The 15,958-nt window shown below is 38.6% G+C and carries 15 protein-coding genes; 11 read left to right on the top strand and 4 right to left on the bottom strand.

Annotated elements, in window-relative coordinates; genetic code table 11:
* The 10 genes from hisD to J5J05_RS03690 all read left to right on the top strand — a co-directional run bounded on the left by hisD (position 1) and on the right by J5J05_RS03690 (position 9,178).
* Positions 1 to 1,251 carry a histidinol dehydrogenase gene (hisD, locus tag J5J05_RS03735; protein WP_208559333.1) on the top strand — a complete coding sequence of 417 codons (1,251 nt, stop codon included), beginning with the start codon at positions 1 to 3 and terminating at the stop codon, positions 1,249 to 1,251.
* On the top strand, positions 1,251 to 2,270 hold the full coding sequence (locus J5J05_RS03730; RefSeq protein ID WP_208559332.1) for a pyridoxal phosphate-dependent aminotransferase: 1,020 nt from the start codon (positions 1,251 to 1,253) through the stop codon (positions 2,268 to 2,270). The genes hisD and J5J05_RS03730 overlap by 1 nt, the downstream gene beginning before the upstream one ends.
* Positions 2,246 to 2,827: an imidazoleglycerol-phosphate dehydratase HisB gene (gene hisB, locus J5J05_RS03725; protein WP_208559331.1), complete on the top strand. Its 582-nt coding sequence runs from the start codon at positions 2,246 to 2,248 to the stop codon at positions 2,825 to 2,827. The genes J5J05_RS03730 and hisB overlap by 25 nt, the downstream gene beginning before the upstream one ends.
* Positions 2,824 to 3,402 (top strand): imidazole glycerol phosphate synthase subunit HisH, encoded by a 579-nt coding sequence (hisH, locus tag J5J05_RS03720; RefSeq protein WP_208559330.1) that lies wholly within the window; start codon positions 2,824 to 2,826, stop codon positions 3,400 to 3,402. The genes hisB and hisH overlap by 4 nt, the downstream gene beginning before the upstream one ends.
* Complete coding sequence (hisA, locus tag J5J05_RS03715; protein WP_244244602.1) at positions 3,399 to 4,106, top strand: 1-(5-phosphoribosyl)-5-((5-phosphoribosylamino)methylideneamino)imidazole-4-carboxamide isomerase; 708 nt, start codon at positions 3,399 to 3,401, stop codon at positions 4,104 to 4,106. Before hisH ends, hisA begins: the two co-directional genes overlap by 4 nt.
* Positions 4,103 to 4,867, top strand: coding sequence for an imidazole glycerol phosphate synthase subunit HisF (gene hisF, locus J5J05_RS03710; protein WP_208559329.1), 765 nt, complete (start codon positions 4,103 to 4,105; stop codon positions 4,865 to 4,867). Before hisA ends, hisF begins: the two co-directional genes overlap by 4 nt.
* On the top strand, positions 4,860 to 5,501 hold the full coding sequence (gene hisIE / locus J5J05_RS03705) for a bifunctional phosphoribosyl-AMP cyclohydrolase/phosphoribosyl-ATP diphosphatase HisIE (RefSeq protein ID WP_208559328.1): 642 nt from the start codon (positions 4,860 to 4,862) through the stop codon (positions 5,499 to 5,501). Before hisF ends, hisIE begins: the two co-directional genes overlap by 8 nt.
* 448 nt (positions 5,502 to 5,949) lie before the next feature.
* The gene (locus J5J05_RS03700) at positions 5,950 to 6,921 is read left to right on the top strand and encodes a bile acid:sodium symporter family protein (RefSeq protein ID WP_208559327.1); all 972 of its coding nucleotides are present in this window, start codon (positions 5,950 to 5,952) and stop codon (positions 6,919 to 6,921) included.
* 26 nt (positions 6,922 to 6,947) lie between these two features.
* Positions 6,948 to 8,030 (top strand): iron-containing alcohol dehydrogenase family protein, encoded by a 1,083-nt coding sequence (locus tag J5J05_RS03695; protein ID WP_208559326.1) that lies wholly within the window; start codon positions 6,948 to 6,950, stop codon positions 8,028 to 8,030.
* Between the two features lie 275 nt (positions 8,031 to 8,305).
* Complete coding sequence (locus J5J05_RS03690) at positions 8,306 to 9,178, top strand: cation diffusion facilitator family transporter (protein WP_208559325.1); 873 nt, start codon at positions 8,306 to 8,308, stop codon at positions 9,176 to 9,178.
* Between the two features lie 46 nt (positions 9,179 to 9,224).
* Here J5J05_RS03690 and J5J05_RS03685 read toward each other — a convergent pair whose 3' ends face one another.
* Positions 9,225 to 10,781, bottom strand: a complete 1,557-nt coding sequence (locus tag J5J05_RS03685; RefSeq protein WP_208559324.1) for a bifunctional metallophosphatase/5'-nucleotidase — start codon at positions 10,779 to 10,781, stop codon at positions 9,225 to 9,227.
* A 279-nt stretch (positions 10,782 to 11,060) separates the two neighbouring features.
* On the opposite strand from J5J05_RS03685, the gene J5J05_RS03680 reads away from it, so the two are divergent.
* A complete protein-coding gene (locus J5J05_RS03680; protein WP_208559323.1) occupies positions 11,061 to 12,245 on the top strand; it encodes an amidohydrolase in 1,185 nt (394 codons plus the stop codon).
* 309 nt (positions 12,246 to 12,554) lie between these two features.
* On the opposite strand, the gene J5J05_RS03675 is transcribed toward J5J05_RS03680, so the two are convergent.
* The 3 genes from J5J05_RS03675 to J5J05_RS03665 form a co-directional block, all read right to left on the bottom strand.
* A complete protein-coding gene (locus J5J05_RS03675; RefSeq protein ID WP_208559322.1) occupies positions 12,555 to 13,481 on the bottom strand; it encodes a 2-dehydropantoate 2-reductase in 927 nt (308 codons plus the stop codon).
* Positions 13,482 to 13,601: 120 nt separating this feature from the next.
* Positions 13,602 to 14,600, bottom strand: a complete 999-nt coding sequence (locus J5J05_RS03670) for a YeiH family protein (protein WP_208559321.1) — start codon at positions 14,598 to 14,600, stop codon at positions 13,602 to 13,604.
* A gap of 165 nt (positions 14,601 to 14,765) precedes the next feature.
* On the bottom strand, positions 14,766 to 15,845 hold the full coding sequence (locus J5J05_RS03665; protein WP_208559143.1) for an IS30 family transposase: 1,080 nt from the start codon (positions 15,843 to 15,845) through the stop codon (positions 14,766 to 14,768).
* Positions 15,846 to 15,958: the final 113 nt, after the last annotated feature.

Raw genomic sequence — 15,958 nt, 5'->3', positions numbered from 1 at the left:
ATGTATACAACAGATCGTTTTAAAGATATTTATGCTACAAAAAATGATATTGATTGGACACTATTAGATAATGTTCAGTCAATTATTAAGTCAGTCCAAAAAGAAGGGGATCAAGCCTTATATGACTATTCCAAAAAGTTTGATTCCGTCGATTTGACTGATTTAGAAATTCCACATACTGCCTTAAAAGATGCTTATGATTCGATTGATTCAGATTTAAGAGATGCGTTGATTGCTGCTAAAGAAAATATCGAAGCCTATCAGCAATCTATCAAATGGACACAGAGCGAAGCTTCTGAGTTATACCAAAAAATCCATCCTTTAAATCGCGTAGGTATATACGTTCCCGGTGGCACTGCGCCATTGGTTTCGACCGTGCTCATGACGACTGTATTAGCGAACGTTGCTGGTGTGAATGAAACCATTATCGTCACACCACCTCAAAAGGATGGTATTCAACAAGCGATTCTCGCTGCTTGTTACATCGTTGAAGCCGATCATGTTTATCAGGTCGGTGGTGCTCAGGCAATCGCTGCACTGGCTTATGGAACAGAAACCATACCAAAAGTTGATAAGATCGTCGGCCCTGGAAATCAATATGTCGCCCTTGCGAAAAAACTGGTCTATGGTGATGTCGGTATTGACTCTATCGCCGGTCCTAGTGAAATCGTTGTGGTTGTTGATGAAACAACTAGAGCAGATTGGGTCGCTTATGATTTGCTTGCTCAAGCAGAACATGACATTCAAGCAAGAACCTTTTTAATTAGTGAAAACAAAGAAAAACTAGATGAAATCATGACTGTTGTAGCAGAGAAAGCGGGTCTTCAACCTCGTGCGGAAATCATTGCTAAAAGTCTGGAAGATCACCACTATTCAGTGCACACTGCTTCCAAACAAGAAACGGTTGATACTGTTAATTTGATTGCTGGCGAACACATTTCAATACAAACTGAAGATGCAGCCACGTATGTAGATTTGATTACTACAGGTGGTGCTTTATTTATTGGCACATATTCGCCAGAAGCAATCGGTGATTATGTTGCCGGCCCGAGTCACGTCCTACCAACGGGCGGTAACGCGCGCTTTTCAAATGGACTTTCCGTAAATGATTTTCTTCGTACAAACTCCGTTATTCACTTATCAAATGAGACTTTCAACCAAATGGCACCTTCTGGAATTCGTTTAGCGAAAGAAGAAGCCCTACAAGCGCACCATGATTCACTGTACTTTAGACTGGAGGATAACCACTAATGATTCGCATAGACAAGAATGAAAGTCCTTACCGAGCGCTTACAGAAGATGAAATTGCAAAAATTGCGATTGATACACAGTTCAATCAGTATGCAGAGAATGAATATCAAGATTTGCAAACGAGTTATGCTGCTTTTAATCAGCTTGATCCTGAATTGGTATCTTTCGCTAACGGATCTGATGAATGGATCCAAAAAGCAGTCATCATTTTAGGAGAAGGCCCCGTACTCACTTTTGATCCTGACTTTGTTATGTATGATGTTTACGCAAAACAATTTGGACGTGAAATTGTCAAACTTCCCTGTAATGAAGACTTAACCTTCGATTATGAAGCTGTATACGAGCAGATCAAAGAACTTCGTCCTTCAGTTTTCATCTTTTCTCAACCAAACAATCCCTTTGGTACTTTACACCCTTTAGATTTTATAAAAAAAGCAGCAAAACTGATGAAAGAAGTCGGTGGCTATTTTATTCTAGATGAGGCTTATGGGGAATTTGTAGATGAAGTGATTGAATACCCAACTGGTGATCACATTATTCGCCTTCGTACACTTTCAAAAGTATACGGTTTAGCAGGATTACGCATAGGTGTTGCAACTTCGACACGCTCTACGATGGATCTTTTAGATTCTATTGCCCACCCTTATCCTTTAAATACATTTTCATTAAATGTCGCTGTACACTTATTGAATCAACCAGAAAGACTTGAATCTTTTATTGATTTAAACCGTAAACTTTCTAAACAGCTGCATAGCGTGTTTGAAGAAGAAGTCGGTGATATTATTCCAATGTTAGAAAGTCACACGAACTTTCTATTCACTTATGGTGACGATGCAATGGCTTTAGGTGATTATATTGTTGAAAATGGGTTTTTACCGAGAATGTATCCTGAAGAGGATTCACAGGCTTTGAAGAAAGCTGTACGTTATTCTATTGCAAAAGAAGATCAACTTGAAGAGATCAGACAAATAATCAAAAAATGGAGAGATGAACAATGGCCATTAAGAAAGAACGCATAACGAAAGAAACAGCTATTCGTCTATCTGTTGATCGCGGACTATCCCCTTCTACCATTGATACTGGTGTTGGTTTCTTGAATCATATGCTGGATCTACTAGCTTTTCACGGTCATTTTGTATTTGATATCAAAGTTGATGGCGATTTAGATGTTGATGACCACCATACCACAGAAGATGTGGGCATTTTGCTTGGTCAAGCTATTGCAGAACTCAATATTGATAAATCAAACATAAAACGTTATGGTACAGCCTATGTACCTATGGATGAAACACTTGCTCGCTCAGTAATTGATATTAGCGGTCGTCCTTATTTGCACTTTGAAGCACTATTTTCAAGAGGTAAAGTTGGAACATTTGATGTTGAATTGGTTCACGAATTTTTCTATGCGTTAGTGATCAATGCACGTATCACTGCTCATATGGATTTAATTCGTGGTGGGAATACACACCACGAAATAGAAGCCTTATTTAAAGCCTTTGCTCAAAGTTTAAGAATCGCACTCAGCGATTCCGCAATTGATCGTATCCCTTCTTCTAAAGGAGTGATCGAAGAATGATTGCCATTGTAGATTATGGACTAGGTAATATTGCCAATCTGACAAACGCCGTAGAATTCCTTGGCTATGAAGTTGAAGTGACTAACGATCCAGAACGTTTAAAACAAGCGGATCGTATTATCTTACCTGGTGTCGGTCACTTCAAAGATGCGATGAATAAAATCAACGAATTAAATTTGTTGCCTGTTTTAGAACAATTAAAAGAAACAAAACCATTTTTAGGGATCTGTCTTGGTATGCAATTGCTTTTCGATTCTTCAGAAGAAGGATCAGTCAAAGGTTTAGGCTATCTTCCAGGGGACGTAAAAAAAATTACCGGTAACGTCTCCGTTCCACACTTGGGCTGGAATAAATTAGCTTCAACTGTTCCTTCATTGAATGATGATGTCTATTTTATTCACTCTTTCAAAGTACACACCGATCAGAATGTTATCGCAACAGCTGAGTACGAAGAGGATGTTGTGGCTATCGTTCAAAAAGATCAACTTATAGGAATTCAATTTCATCCAGAAAAAAGTGGCGAGAAAGGTCTGAAGATTCTCGACCAAGCATTAAAAGGTGGGTTTTTGTCATGATAGAACTATGGCCAGCTATTGATTTAATTGACCAGCAAAGCGTACGATTAACTGAAGGAAAATACGAAACAAAAGAAGTCATGAGTCGAACAGCTGAAGAAGCAATTGCCTACTACAATCAATTTGACCAAGTAGCACGCATTCATATTGTTGATTTGATGGGTGCTTTGCATCAAAAACCTGCTGAGAAAACATTTATTACTCAGCTGATGCAAGCTAGCAATGTCCCGATTGAAATCGGCGGTGGCATTCGTTCGGAAGAATCTATCCAGTATTATCTTGAGAATGGTGCTGCATATGTGATTGTCGGCACTCGTGGACTGAAAGACTTACCATGGTTGGAAGAAATGACCATTAAATATCCTGGGAAAATTTATCTTGGACTTGATGCACTCAAAGAGCAAGTAGCCGTGAACGGATGGACGGAAACAGAAGAACGAACAATATATGATATAGCGAAAGAAACAGCTTCTTTTGATTTAGGTGGTATCATTTATACAGACATCTCTAAAGATGGCAAAATGGGCGGTCCTAACGTTGAGTTGACTGGTAAACTTGTCGCTCTCTCTCCTCATCCTATCACTGCATCAGGGGGAATCAGGAGCTTAGAAGACATGCAAGCATTAGAAAAAGTTGGCGTTAAAGCCGCTATTGTCGGTAAAGCTGCGAATACCGAAGCGTTTTGGGAGGGGATTCGTTCATGATCAAAAAACGAATTATTCCTTGTCTAGATGTAAAAGATGGTATGGTCGTCAAAGGGATTCAATTTAAAGGCTTAAGAGATATTGGTAACCCCGTCGATCTTGCTAAACGATACAATGCATTAGGTGCAGATGAGTTAGTCTTTTTAGATATCTCAGCTACTGAGACTGGCCATGCATTGATGCTGGACGTGATCAAACAAACCGCTAAAGAACTGTTTATTCCAATGACCATCGGTGGCGGCATCCAATCTGTTGCTGACATTTCTGCCCTGCTCAAAGCTGGTGCTGATAAAGTTAGTTTAAATTCCTCCGCACTAAGGAATCCTGATTTGATCAAAGAAGCCAGTGAAAAATTTGGTGCCCAATGTATCTGTATTGCCTTAGATGCAAAGTGGGACGAAGAAAAACAAGACTGGTTTTGCTATACACATGGTGGAAAAAAAGCGACAACCATCCGTGCATTGGACTGGGTAAAAACAGTTGAGGCACTCGGTGCTGGAGAGTTACTGGTCACTAGTATGGACTATGACGGAATGAAACAAGGTTTTGACCACACTTTACTGAAACTTATCCAAGATACTGTAACCATTCCCGTCATCGCCTCTGGTGGTGCTGGAAATGCGGAACATTTTACTGACTTGTTTGTGGAAACAGATGTTTCAGCAGGCCTTGCTGCTTCTATCTTCCACGACGAGCATGTGTCAATTCAAGAAGTTAAAGATCTATGCATGAAAAAAGGAGTGCCAATCAGAAATGTCTAAGTATGATAAGTTAAAACCTGATTTTTCAAAAGGATTATTGACCGTAATTCTTCAACATTATACGAATAAAGACGTTCGTATGGTAGGTTATATGAATGAAGAAGCTTTCGAACTGACAAAAAACGAAGAAGTTGCTTGGTTCTATTCCCGTTCTAAAAAGCGCTTATGGAAAAAAGGTGAATCTAGTGGAAATGTACAATATGTAAAAGATATGTATCTGGATTGCGACCAAGACGCTTTACTTGTGATGGTAGACCCTGTCGGTCCAACTTGTCATACAGGGACGGAAAGCTGCTTCAACTTAGCAGAATCTTTTACTTTAAAGGATATCGAAGCAACGATTACCGATCGAGCACAATCTACTAATGAAAAATCTTATACAAATTATCTTCTTTCCAAAGGAACGGATAAGATTGCCAAGAAATTTGGAGAAGAAGCTTTTGAAGTCGTGATCGGTTCAAAAAATAAGGATCATGAAGAAGTCGCAAACGAAGCGGCCGATGTCTTATATCATTTAGGTGTACTCCTTTATGATGCTGGTGTTTCAGTAGCGGATGTTGAAACGGTATTAGCTGCACGTCATCAAAAGCAAAATAATTTTAAAGGTGAGCGAAAAGATATCAATAAATGGTAACCTTTCATTATCTATTAATAACCTCGAATGCACCAGTTTATCACTGGGTATTCGGGGTTATTTGTTTATCTTTACGTTAAAAGTCACTTAAGAATCTTAACGACTATAAACTTGTTATCGCTACCATTTCTTTTTATCATTTATTATCATTTCCCTTTGATACTAACCTCGTTTAATTTAGGTTTTACGGTTGTATAATTTACTAAGAAACTGTATTCTAATAAACAACTAATATTAATATATAAATTGTCAGAAAAAGAAAGAGGTATATGCCATGTTAATCCCATCATCATTATTATTCATTATTCAGCTCAGGACTTAGCACTGTATTCTATGCAGATGCTTAGTCCTGTTCATGTAACGCTGAATGGGACTCGCCCACCCATTCTCCTAGAGAACGGGTGGGCTTTTTGTTTAATAAAAATACATACCAAAAGGAGTGTTACATTTGATCTACTTAAAGAAATTAAATACTGGTTTCAGGCAATATCTTCCTTTCATTGTGATACTCACAGCTATTTTAGCTCTCTTTTTTCCTTCTTTATTTACTTGGGCTGCTGGCATCACAACCTATACTCTACAATTTATTATGTTTACGATGGGGCTGACCATAAACCCCACTGACTTTAAAGAAGTCTTAAAGAAGCCTTGGCAAGTCTTTCTCATTGTACTGGGTCAATACTTCGTTATGCCCTTATCCGCGTTAATGATTGCTCGCTTGTTTAATTTATCTCCTGAAATATCTCTAGGACTTTTGCTAGTAGGATCTGTTCCAGGGGGAACTTCATCAAATGTTATCACCTATTTGGCAAATGGTCATTTACCTTTATCTATTAGTGCGACCACTGTATCAACTTTACTTTCTCCTATTTTCACACCTATTTTACTTGCTTTATATGGTGGAGCCTATTTAGATATTAATTTCTGGACGATGTTCTTTTCTATCCTTCAAGTTGTCTTGTTACCGGTTATTTTAGGATTGGTTATTCGTTTCTTTTTCGGTAAACATACAACCAAAGCTGAACATGTCCTTCCTACTTTTTCTTCTATTGCGGTCTTACTTGTTCTAGCTGGCACTGTATCGGTTAATCAAGAAAACTTACTCACTATAGGGATGACCATCTTTTTGGTTGTGTGGCTTCACAATCTTAGTGGTTATGGCATCAGTTATGTCGTATGTAAATTGACGAAACGCGACATTGCTGTAACTCGAACAGTCGCAGTAGAAGTTGGTTTACAAAATACTGGTTTAGCTGCTAACCTCGGGCTTGCACATTTCACTCCAGCAACTGCTCTAGCAGCGGCAGCCGGTACAATTGTCCACACCTTATTTGGTACTGTATATGCTCATTTATGTAGGCGAAGAGACAACAAGACTGCTGCTAAACTTATGATTAAGCAACCATTAAAACAACAATAATGATAAAGAAAGAGAAGTGAACATTTATGAAACTAAGTCAAACTATCAGAAGTGGTCCAGATCAATATATTTGTACAGAAAACGCATTGAGTTTATTTGATGAAAAACTCAAGTCTTTTGAAAAACCTGTTATTATCACGGGCGACTTATCCTATAAAGCGTTCTTAAAACATTACCCTGGTCATCACGCTTTTCCAGTTTTTAGATATGATCATACTGCTTCAGTTGAAAATATGCAGCAGTTAGCCGATTTGTGTACTGATAGTGACTGTATTATCGGTATTGGTGGTGGGAAGGTATTAGATACAGCTAAAGGTACTGCAGACATGCTCGGCATCGAATATGTAACTGTCCCCACCGTTTTAGGAACTTGCGCAGCCTACACCCCTATTTCTGCTACCTACCATCCTGATGGCACTTTTAGGAGTGTAGATTATTATAATCGTTCTGCTTTCTTATGCCTAGTGGATCTTAATTTGCTTGTCGAATCTCCTAAGGTTTACTTTGCAGGAGGTATTGGCGATACGCTAGCAAAATGGTATGAAGCTGAAGGCATCACTACAAATGTTAAAGAATCATTGCCTGTTATGGTCACCGTTGGATTGCAAACGGCAAAGGTTATTCAGGAGACATTGTTGAAAGATAGCCAAAAAGCGTTGGAAAGTATGGACGCTCAAGAAATTTCACCTGAGTTCGTACGAGTTGTTGAAGCGGTTATTGCGATAGCCGGAACCGTTGGGGGCTTTGCTGGCGAGTATGGTCGTATGGCTGGTGGACATGCTGTTCACAACGGTATGTCTCTTATCCCAGAAACGAGACCTTTTGAACATGGAATTAAAGTTGCCTACGGTGTCCTTGTTCAATTGATTGCAGATGAACGCTATGAAGAAGTAAGACGTCTACTCCCTTTCTATGAAAGTAACGCGTTCCCAACAAAATTATCCGCATTTGGTATTCAACATGATCTAGAAAATAAAATGAAAAAAATCGCTATATTTGCGGCTTCTGAGCAAGAAACTTTTCGATTAGTGGTTCCACAAGTAACAACAGAAAAAATATATTCAGCAATGGCTTACCTTGAAAAACTGAACCTTAAAAAAGTTGTTTGATCTAGCCTTTTGACCCTATCGTTTGATACTATAGGGTCTTTTTGTGATAAATCATTGAATCATCCAGACTTTTTATCCTTCCTAAAAAGTTTTTTCTGCTTTTATTTAACTTAAAAGATTTCTAAGTTTCTTTCCTTATCGCTTGAAATCATGCTCTCATAACAGTAAAGTTATGAAACAGGAAAACGAATAACTCTATACGGAGATCAAGCACCTATCTTTCATGAAGATAGGTTTTATTCTGTATTAGACTACTGAATAGGCGAGGGATATAAATGGAAAATCGTTATGAAAGAATACAGTCAGCTGAGCGAGGTGCGCGCGTTAGTATCATTGTTTACGTTCTGCTTGCATTGATGAAATTGAGTGTAGGTTATTTGTTTAGATCATCTGCACTAAGTGCTGATGGATTGAATAATTTTACTGACGTCATTTCTTCTGTGACGATTCTGATCGGTTTACGTGCTGCAAGAAAACCGGCCGACTCTAATCATCCCTATGGTCATTGGAAAGCAGAGCCCATTGCTAGTTTGATTACTTCTTTTGCGATGCTTTTTGTGGGTTTCCAAGTATTACAATCTACTATTAGCAGACTACTTTCTGGAGAAGTTGTGCCACCAAACATGTTGGCCGCTGTTGCTGCTCTCATTGGTACAGTCGTGATGTTTTTCGTTTACCGCTATAATCTAAATTTAGCTAAGAAGTCCCAATCTAGTGGCTTAGCAGCTGTTGCGAAAGATAATTTAGCCGATGCTTTAACCAGTTTCGCAACTGCAGTAGCCATTTTAGCTTCTGCGCTTGGATGGGTCTGGTTAGATGGCGCAATGGCTGTCATTGTTGCACTCATCATTTTAAAAACTGGGGTTGAAGTCTTTAGAGAAAGTTCTTTTTCTCTCTCTGATGGATTTCATGAAACCGAGCTAGAAACTTATCATTCAGCTGTAAGTGAGTTACCGGAAGTCAAGGAAATCGCCTCATTAAAAGCACGAATGTATGGTACAAATATTTATGTAGATATCACTGTTCTCGTCAATTCGAACATGACTGTTCAGCAGGGGCATGATATAACAGAAATCATAGAAGAGTTGTTATACCAGAAATACGATGTGATGCACACTGATGTACATGTTGAACCTTATCACTATTAAGCATAAAAAGGCTCCCTCATTTGAGGAAGCTTTTTTTAATACTTAACTATTTGACAACTTTAAAGTTATGATTTGTTGTTGCTTCAATTGTACCAAACGCTTTAAAGTAATTACCAATCAATTCATTCATGGGAATCGTGACTTCTCGAACGATTTTTGAAGCATCAAACATAGCATAATCTCCGCCTCCAACAGCACGGTATTGGTTAATCACAATTTCTAATGTATCCTCAGGCTGAATATCTTTCCCTTTATACTTGAATGCCGTTACTCTTTCTCCAAAAGGTCTCGAAACTTCTATTGTATAATCTACACCTTCGTACATATCATAATTGTACATTTGAGGTTTCGGTTCTACAAAATCTGGATTGACGTCAATTTCTCCTTGATCATTTAAGACAAAGTATTCTGCTGATTGTTCAATCGCCTCTTTTAGGTCCGTGCCTGTCACTTTAAGTACAGCTAAGGTATTTGGGAAGATATAGTTCGTTACTACATCTCTCATCGTTACCTGTGGATTGAACCCACTACTTTCGTTGTTAAAGAGTGCCGTACCCGAAATATCGCAGTCAGCATAGTACATTTGAACTTTTTGGATAAATTCAATGTAGGGATGTTCTACGATTCTAGCTCGTTCAACATCACTTATGGTCATGTCTCCCTCAACTTTCCCGATTGGTTGGTCCAGCCAATCCTCAACTTCTTGATTGAGTGCCTCATGTTTATTTGCTAAATGACATTCCACTGGCGTTTCTTTAGTGATTTGGATCAATTCAGGTAGAGATTCTTTCACTTTCCAAGAATGATGCTCTTCTATCAATTCCAATGTTATTTTTCCTAGATAGCTACCCTTATGTCCTGGCATGACTGTTGGTACACCATTTTTTGTCTGTGCAATCACTCTGTGCTGGTGACCAGTCAGTAACACATCAATCCCAGATACTTCTGTCAGTATGCGGTAGCCTTCATTTTCACCAGTTTGTATTTCTGTTTCTTCACCCGTACGAATATCTTTCTCAAATCCACCATGATAACTGACGATAACGATGTCTGCAAGTTCTCTAAGCTTCGGGACATACGCTTTTGCTGTTTCTAAGGCCGATTCGAACTGTAGTCCTAAATAGTTTTCTGGATGCTCCCAATGCGGAATATATTGCGTCGTTAACCCTAAAATAGCGACTTTAACGCCCGCTTTTTCGATTAATACATAAGGTTTACCGAATGCTGGTTCATTATCCTCGTTCAAAATATTTGCTGCTAGCACCGGATGTTTAGCCGCTTCGACTGCTGAATGAAGATAGTCTAATCCGTAATTGAACTCATGGTTTCCAATTACACCTGCATCGTAAGGTAATTCATTGATTGACTCCATCAGAGAATTTGCATCTCCTCTTTCTTTTAAAACAAAAAAGCTTAGTGGAGAACCTTGTATAAAATCACCATTTTCTATGAGGACTGTAGGACCCTCAGCAGATTCCATTTCTTCTTTCAGGACTTTTGCAAGTTTAAATAAACCGAATCCTAAATCTTGTCCTCTTTTCTGGTAGTCTGTTGGAAATAAGTAACCGTGGATGTCACTTGTTTCAAATATGGTCAATTTCATTTTTTTATTCTCCAATCTAAGTAAACTATGATCATCGTTCTAGACAAAATCAACGTTGCTCATTCACTAATATACCTTTTTATTATATAGACTATATAAGCGAAACGAAAGTTTAAATTGTGTGTGAAATAGACGAAATACTAGACCAATTGTATTTTAACTGATTAAATGCTTTTTAAAGTTCTCATTTAAATCAGCAGTTTAACACTAACTTGCTTTTATGTTGTGTTTATAAGACAATAGACGATAAGATTTAATGAGAACAAGGGGAGAATAATCATGATAGATAAATCGTTGAAACAATTGATAATTGAAAAAGAACAAGCTTTAGTATCCTTTAGAAGAACGCTGCATATGCATCCAGAAATCGCCTTCGAAGAACTTGAAACAACGAACCGTATAGCCGAACAGTTGGATCATGCTGGCATTCCTTATAAACGTATGAATCCAACAGGCTTACTCGCTACGATTAAAGGTGAACAGGATGGTAAAGCGATTCTATTGAGAGCCGATATTGATGCGCTACCAGTAGAAGAATTGAACACTCATCTTGACTATCGTTCAACGGAACAATCAAAAATGCATGCATGTGGTCATGATGCACATACTTCCATGTTACTCACTGCTACAATTGCTTTAAACGAAAGAAAAGAGCATATAAAAGGAACCGTACGCATATTATTCCAACCAGCTGAAGAAATTGCAGAGGGCGCACAGAAAATGGTTGAACAAGGTGTCATGGCTGGTGTGGATAATGTCTTTGGTATTCATATCTGGTCTGAGTTGGAATCTGGCAAGGTCTCTTGCCCTCCAGGTCCATCATTTGCAGCTGCAGATCTGTTAACTGTCCAATTTAAAGGTCGAGGCGGTCACGCAGCTATGCCTCATCAAACGGTTGATGCTGCTGTAATGGCCTCTCAATTCGTCTCAACGCTTCAAACGATTGTTTCAAGAGAGATTGATCCGCTTCACCCAGCTGTTGTCACGATTGGAAAAATGGAGGTTGGAAGTCGCTTCAATGTTATTGCAGAAAATGCATTACTAGAAGGCACGATTCGTACCTTTGACCAAGCAACTAGAGACAAAATCGAAACCGCCTTGAACCAGTATGCCACTAACATTGCTCAATTATATGGTGGGACGGCAGTCGTCGATTACGTTCGTAAAACAGAACCAGTCGTTAACGAAGCGCGTTCTGCTCAACTAGTACAAGATGTCGCTGCAGAAGCTTTTGGTGCAGACGTTCTTCAGGAAGAACCGCCAACAATGGGCGCAGAAGATTTCGGCTATTACATGCATGATATACCGGGAGCCTTTGCACTTGTCGGTGCTGGGAACACGGAGAAAGATACGAGATGGGCACATCATCACGGTCGCTTCAACATTGATGAAGATGCTATGCTGATTGGTGCTGAACTGTATGCGCAATATGCATTGAGCTACCTAAACCAAACTAAGTTTTAGTCAAAAAACTTATCTAAGAAATGAGTCTTTAGCGATAGATAAGCCTCTAAAAGATTGTACTTTTTACAATTTTTTAGGGGTTTTTCTTTTTTAATACGTATAGTTACTTTTATTGTATACCCATAGATTATGCACCATGAAGATTAGATTTATTTTACTTTCTACACTCAAAGTTGATTTAAAAATTTCAACCCCAAACAGTTGATGCGTGCGAAAGTCTCTCTACTCTGGAAAGCATCCGCTAACTATTTCACAAACCGAAAAAAAACAAGACTGGAAAAATTCCTAGTCTTGTTTTTAGTTTAATCATTATTTTACATTCAGTACTTGCTCTTTGATATGAATAAATTCTGTAATAACTGTATTTGTTGGCGCCTCTATCCCATACTCTTTAGCCAAGCGAGCCACGGCCCCATTGATATAATCTATCTCCGTTTTACGGTTATGTTGAATCAAGTCTTGGTGCATAGAAGGATAGTGATGCCCTAATTCTTCTGCAGTCTTCACAATATAAGCGACTGTATCGTCGAAATCTAACGATACATCCTGTTTTGCAGCTACAGCCACGAATTCTTTTACAATACTTTTCGTCATAGAAACAGCTTCTTCTGTTGAGAACATCTCTCCAAGCGTCGTATCTAAAAGAGAGCAAGTAGCATTTAGCACGCCGTTTACACAGGCTTTACGCCAAATTGAAAATTTTACATTCTCACTGTATACACCGTTTAATCCAGCTTGCTTCAAAATCGCAACAATTTCTTTTGCTTTTTCTTCTCCACCTGGAATAAAGTTTTGTATTTCAGTTGAGCCACTTCCTTCTAATACGATCTGACCTGGTCCAGTCAATCCTGCTGTAAAAATTGTTACACCAATCAAGATGTTTTCAAGTGCTACATATTCTTTCATAACCGTTTCATGTCCAATACCATTTAGAAGGCAAACGACTTGCGTCTCTTTGCCGATAACTGGCTGGATATCTTCCAACATATCGCCTAAGAACATGGCTTTAGTGAATAGAAAAATGACATCTACTTGCCCTTCTACTTCGTTGGGAAAATAAATCGGAATGTCGACTACATCTTTTGATCCATTATAATTAACCGTTAACCCCTGTTCTCTAATGGTATCAATATGTTCTTTCCATTTATCTATTAAAATAACGTCATTACCAGCCTTGTGAAGCATATAGCCAAAGCGGCTACCCATTGCGCCACTACCTGCGATTGCGATTTTCATTCGATTTCACTCCTACTTTCTCTAAAAAAACTACCTTTCTATTATAGCACATCGATTAATCGTATAAAATTCATCTTAAAAATGTTAGGCTATTCTAGAATATACATTCGATTATCTGTTTTATAGCGATTCTTGAAGAAGAATCACAGCAATCGATACGACAACGACTAGTAGTGATAAAACATTAGCAAAGATAAATGGTTTGATCCCTGTTTTTCTGATGGCGCGAATATCTGTCTTTAATCCGATTGCTGCCAAAGCTGCTACCATTAAGAACCGACTGATTCCTTTTAATATATCTGCTTGGCTAGCGGTGATCAACCCAAAACTATTCAGCGCGGCCATACCGATAAAGAAAATAATGAACCAAGGAAATAGCGTATTTAGCTGTACTTTTTCTCTAACTTGCTTATTTTTTCGATTCTTTTTGAAATAAATATAAGAAAAAATCAGTACAGTTGGAATAATCGCCAGTGTTCTGGTTAATTTTACCATCGTCGCGATTTCTCCAGCAGCCTCAGAAAATGCAAAACTTGTCGCTACTACACTCGAAGTATCGTTCACTGAAGTCCCACTCCAATACCCAAAGACTTTGTCGCTGAGTGCTAAGGCTCTTCCCATAATGGGATACAAAATAATCATGACCATATCAAATAATATTGTAGCCGATATCGCATAAGAGATATCTTTGTCTTCTGCATCAATAACGGGTGAAAGTGCCGCAATGGCAGATCCTCCACATATGCCAGTACCTGCTGCAATCATAATAGTCAGTTTGGAATTGATTCCCATCCATTTACCCAATAATGCACCACCTAAAAAGGCAGTCAAAAGTGTGAAAATCAAAATGACGATCGTTTGACCGCCCACTTCCAATACGATAGTCAAATTCAACGACGCACCTAACAAGACAATAGCAAATTTCAGAATCTTTTTGCCTGTGAAGGCAATACCCGGTTGAACCGATTCGATTTCAACTGTATACGGGCGCATTAACATTCCGATAAACATCGCTAGAACAGAGGATCCAATAACATGAATCGGTAAGATCGATTCCAACCATGTGGCAACTATCGCGATAGCAATCGCTAAAGCAAAACCTGGTAAAACTTTTTTCATACTACACACCTAATTCTATTTATTTTTTCTTATTCATTTTAACATATTTAAAATTTTGTAAATTTCAAGTTTAAGTTAGCCACCTAGTTTAAAAAGATAGCCGCAACTGATTGTTTAATTTGTTATTGGAAGACGTCACTTGTTATTTGATAAGCACTAACGTGCTCAGGTTGCTTGGGACAAAGAGCGCAGAGCATTGGCAAAACAGTCATGTGGTGTTTTATATCCAAGTATTTTCCGAGGATAGTCATTCATCCATTGCTGGATTCTCAAGTATTGTGTTTCACTAAATTGATTGATAGCTTTTCCTTTTGGAATAAATCGGCGAATAAATTTATGCTGGTTCTCGCTTGTTCCTCTTTCCCACGAAGCATAAGGATGACTGAAGTACACATCAAGTGTCTCGTGAAGTGCCTCATGAAGACCGGCAAATTCAGATCCATTATCAGAAGTGATGGTCTTAAATACTTTAGAGAACGTATCACCGGCTCGATATCGTAATTGACTGATTGCCTGATTGACAGATTCTATATCTTTACCATTGAGTTTAAGGATGATTTCAAAGCGTGTTTGACGTTCAACTAACGTCAATAAAACCGAATCGGTTTTTGTTTTGTTTCCAACAACTGTATCAACTTCCCAGTGACCAAAGGTCTGCCGGTTATCAATTTCTGCGGGTCTTTGTTCAATAGATTGGCCTAGCATTCGCTTGTTTCTTCGGCTTCTATAAGTAGTATCTTTTGGTTTACGCGATAGTTTTTCGAGTAGATCCATATTCTTTGTTCTCATAATGCCTTTGTCAATCCATCCATAGAGCGTCGTTGTACAGGGAATAATAGATGAGTCAAACAAGTCATGTGTCTTCGCAAATCCAATGACTACATCTGGAGACCACTTTTCCTGTAACAATTTATCATCTGCCCACTCAATAAAGGCATCCGTATCAGCCCATTTTGGCCGACGGCCACAGTTCAACCGTAGTTTATCGTAAGCTGCTTGTCCGGCATCGGGATCGTAGAGAGTTGTATAGTAGTCGTAAACTTTACCGTTTTGTTTTTGCCGATTAAGTTGCGTAATGGTTCCACGACAGATTTCGCTATTAATGGTTTGCGGGGCACATCCTAATGCCTTTGCAATTTGACGATTGGAGTACTTCTGAGTCTTTAAAATAGCAATTTGAGAACGTTCTGAATGAGATAAGTGTTTTCCCTTACGTGCTGATATGTTATCGTTAGAGTGCGTCATGTGAATTCATCCTGTCTATTGAGAGTTAGCGGTAACTTCAATATAACATGAAATTCACATGGCGTTTTTTTTGTGGGTTAGCCTAAGTGGCTAACTTCATTATAAAATCCAGC

It is taken from the genome of Marinilactibacillus kalidii (assembly GCF_017599325.1).
Lineage (GTDB): Bacteria > Bacillota > Bacilli > Lactobacillales > Carnobacteriaceae_A > Marinilactibacillus > Marinilactibacillus kalidii.
Note: the sequence above shows the minus strand (reverse complement) of the source record. Positions and strands in the feature narration are given on the sequence as shown.

Excerpts from the sequence above, each read along its gene's own strand:
- hisF (WP_208559329.1), top strand. The coding sequence starts at position 4,103 with ATGATCAAAAAACGAATTATTCCTTGTCTAGATGTAAAAGATGGTATG.
- hisD (WP_208559333.1), top strand. The coding sequence starts at position 1 with ATGTATACAACAGATCGTTTTAAAGATATTTATGCTACAAAAAATGAT.
- hisH (WP_208559330.1), top strand. The coding sequence starts at position 2,824 with ATGATTGCCATTGTAGATTATGGACTAGGTAATATTGCCAATCTGACA.
- J5J05_RS03665 (WP_208559143.1), bottom strand. The coding sequence starts at position 15,845 with ATGACGCACTCTAACGATAACATATCAGCACGTAAGGGAAAACACTTA.
- J5J05_RS03730 (WP_208559332.1), top strand. The coding sequence starts at position 1,251 with ATGATTCGCATAGACAAGAATGAAAGTCCTTACCGAGCGCTTACAGAA.
- J5J05_RS03670 (WP_208559321.1), bottom strand. The coding sequence starts at position 14,600 with ATGAAAAAAGTTTTACCAGGTTTTGCTTTAGCGATTGCTATCGCGATA.
- J5J05_RS03685 (WP_208559324.1), bottom strand. The coding sequence starts at position 10,781 with ATGAAATTGACCATATTTGAAACAAGTGACATCCACGGTTACTTATTT.
- hisIE (WP_208559328.1), top strand. The coding sequence starts at position 4,860 with ATGTCTAAGTATGATAAGTTAAAACCTGATTTTTCAAAAGGATTATTG.
- hisA (WP_244244602.1), top strand. The coding sequence starts at position 3,399 with ATGATAGAACTATGGCCAGCTATTGATTTAATTGACCAGCAAAGCGTA.
- J5J05_RS03690 (WP_208559325.1), top strand. The coding sequence starts at position 8,306 with ATGGAAAATCGTTATGAAAGAATACAGTCAGCTGAGCGAGGTGCGCGC.
- J5J05_RS03675 (WP_208559322.1), bottom strand. The coding sequence starts at position 13,481 with ATGAAAATCGCAATCGCAGGTAGTGGCGCAATGGGTAGCCGCTTTGGC.
- J5J05_RS03695 (WP_208559326.1), top strand. The coding sequence starts at position 6,948 with ATGAAACTAAGTCAAACTATCAGAAGTGGTCCAGATCAATATATTTGT.
- J5J05_RS03680 (WP_208559323.1), top strand. The coding sequence starts at position 11,061 with ATGATAGATAAATCGTTGAAACAATTGATAATTGAAAAAGAACAAGCT.
- hisB (WP_208559331.1), top strand. The coding sequence starts at position 2,246 with ATGGCCATTAAGAAAGAACGCATAACGAAAGAAACAGCTATTCGTCTA.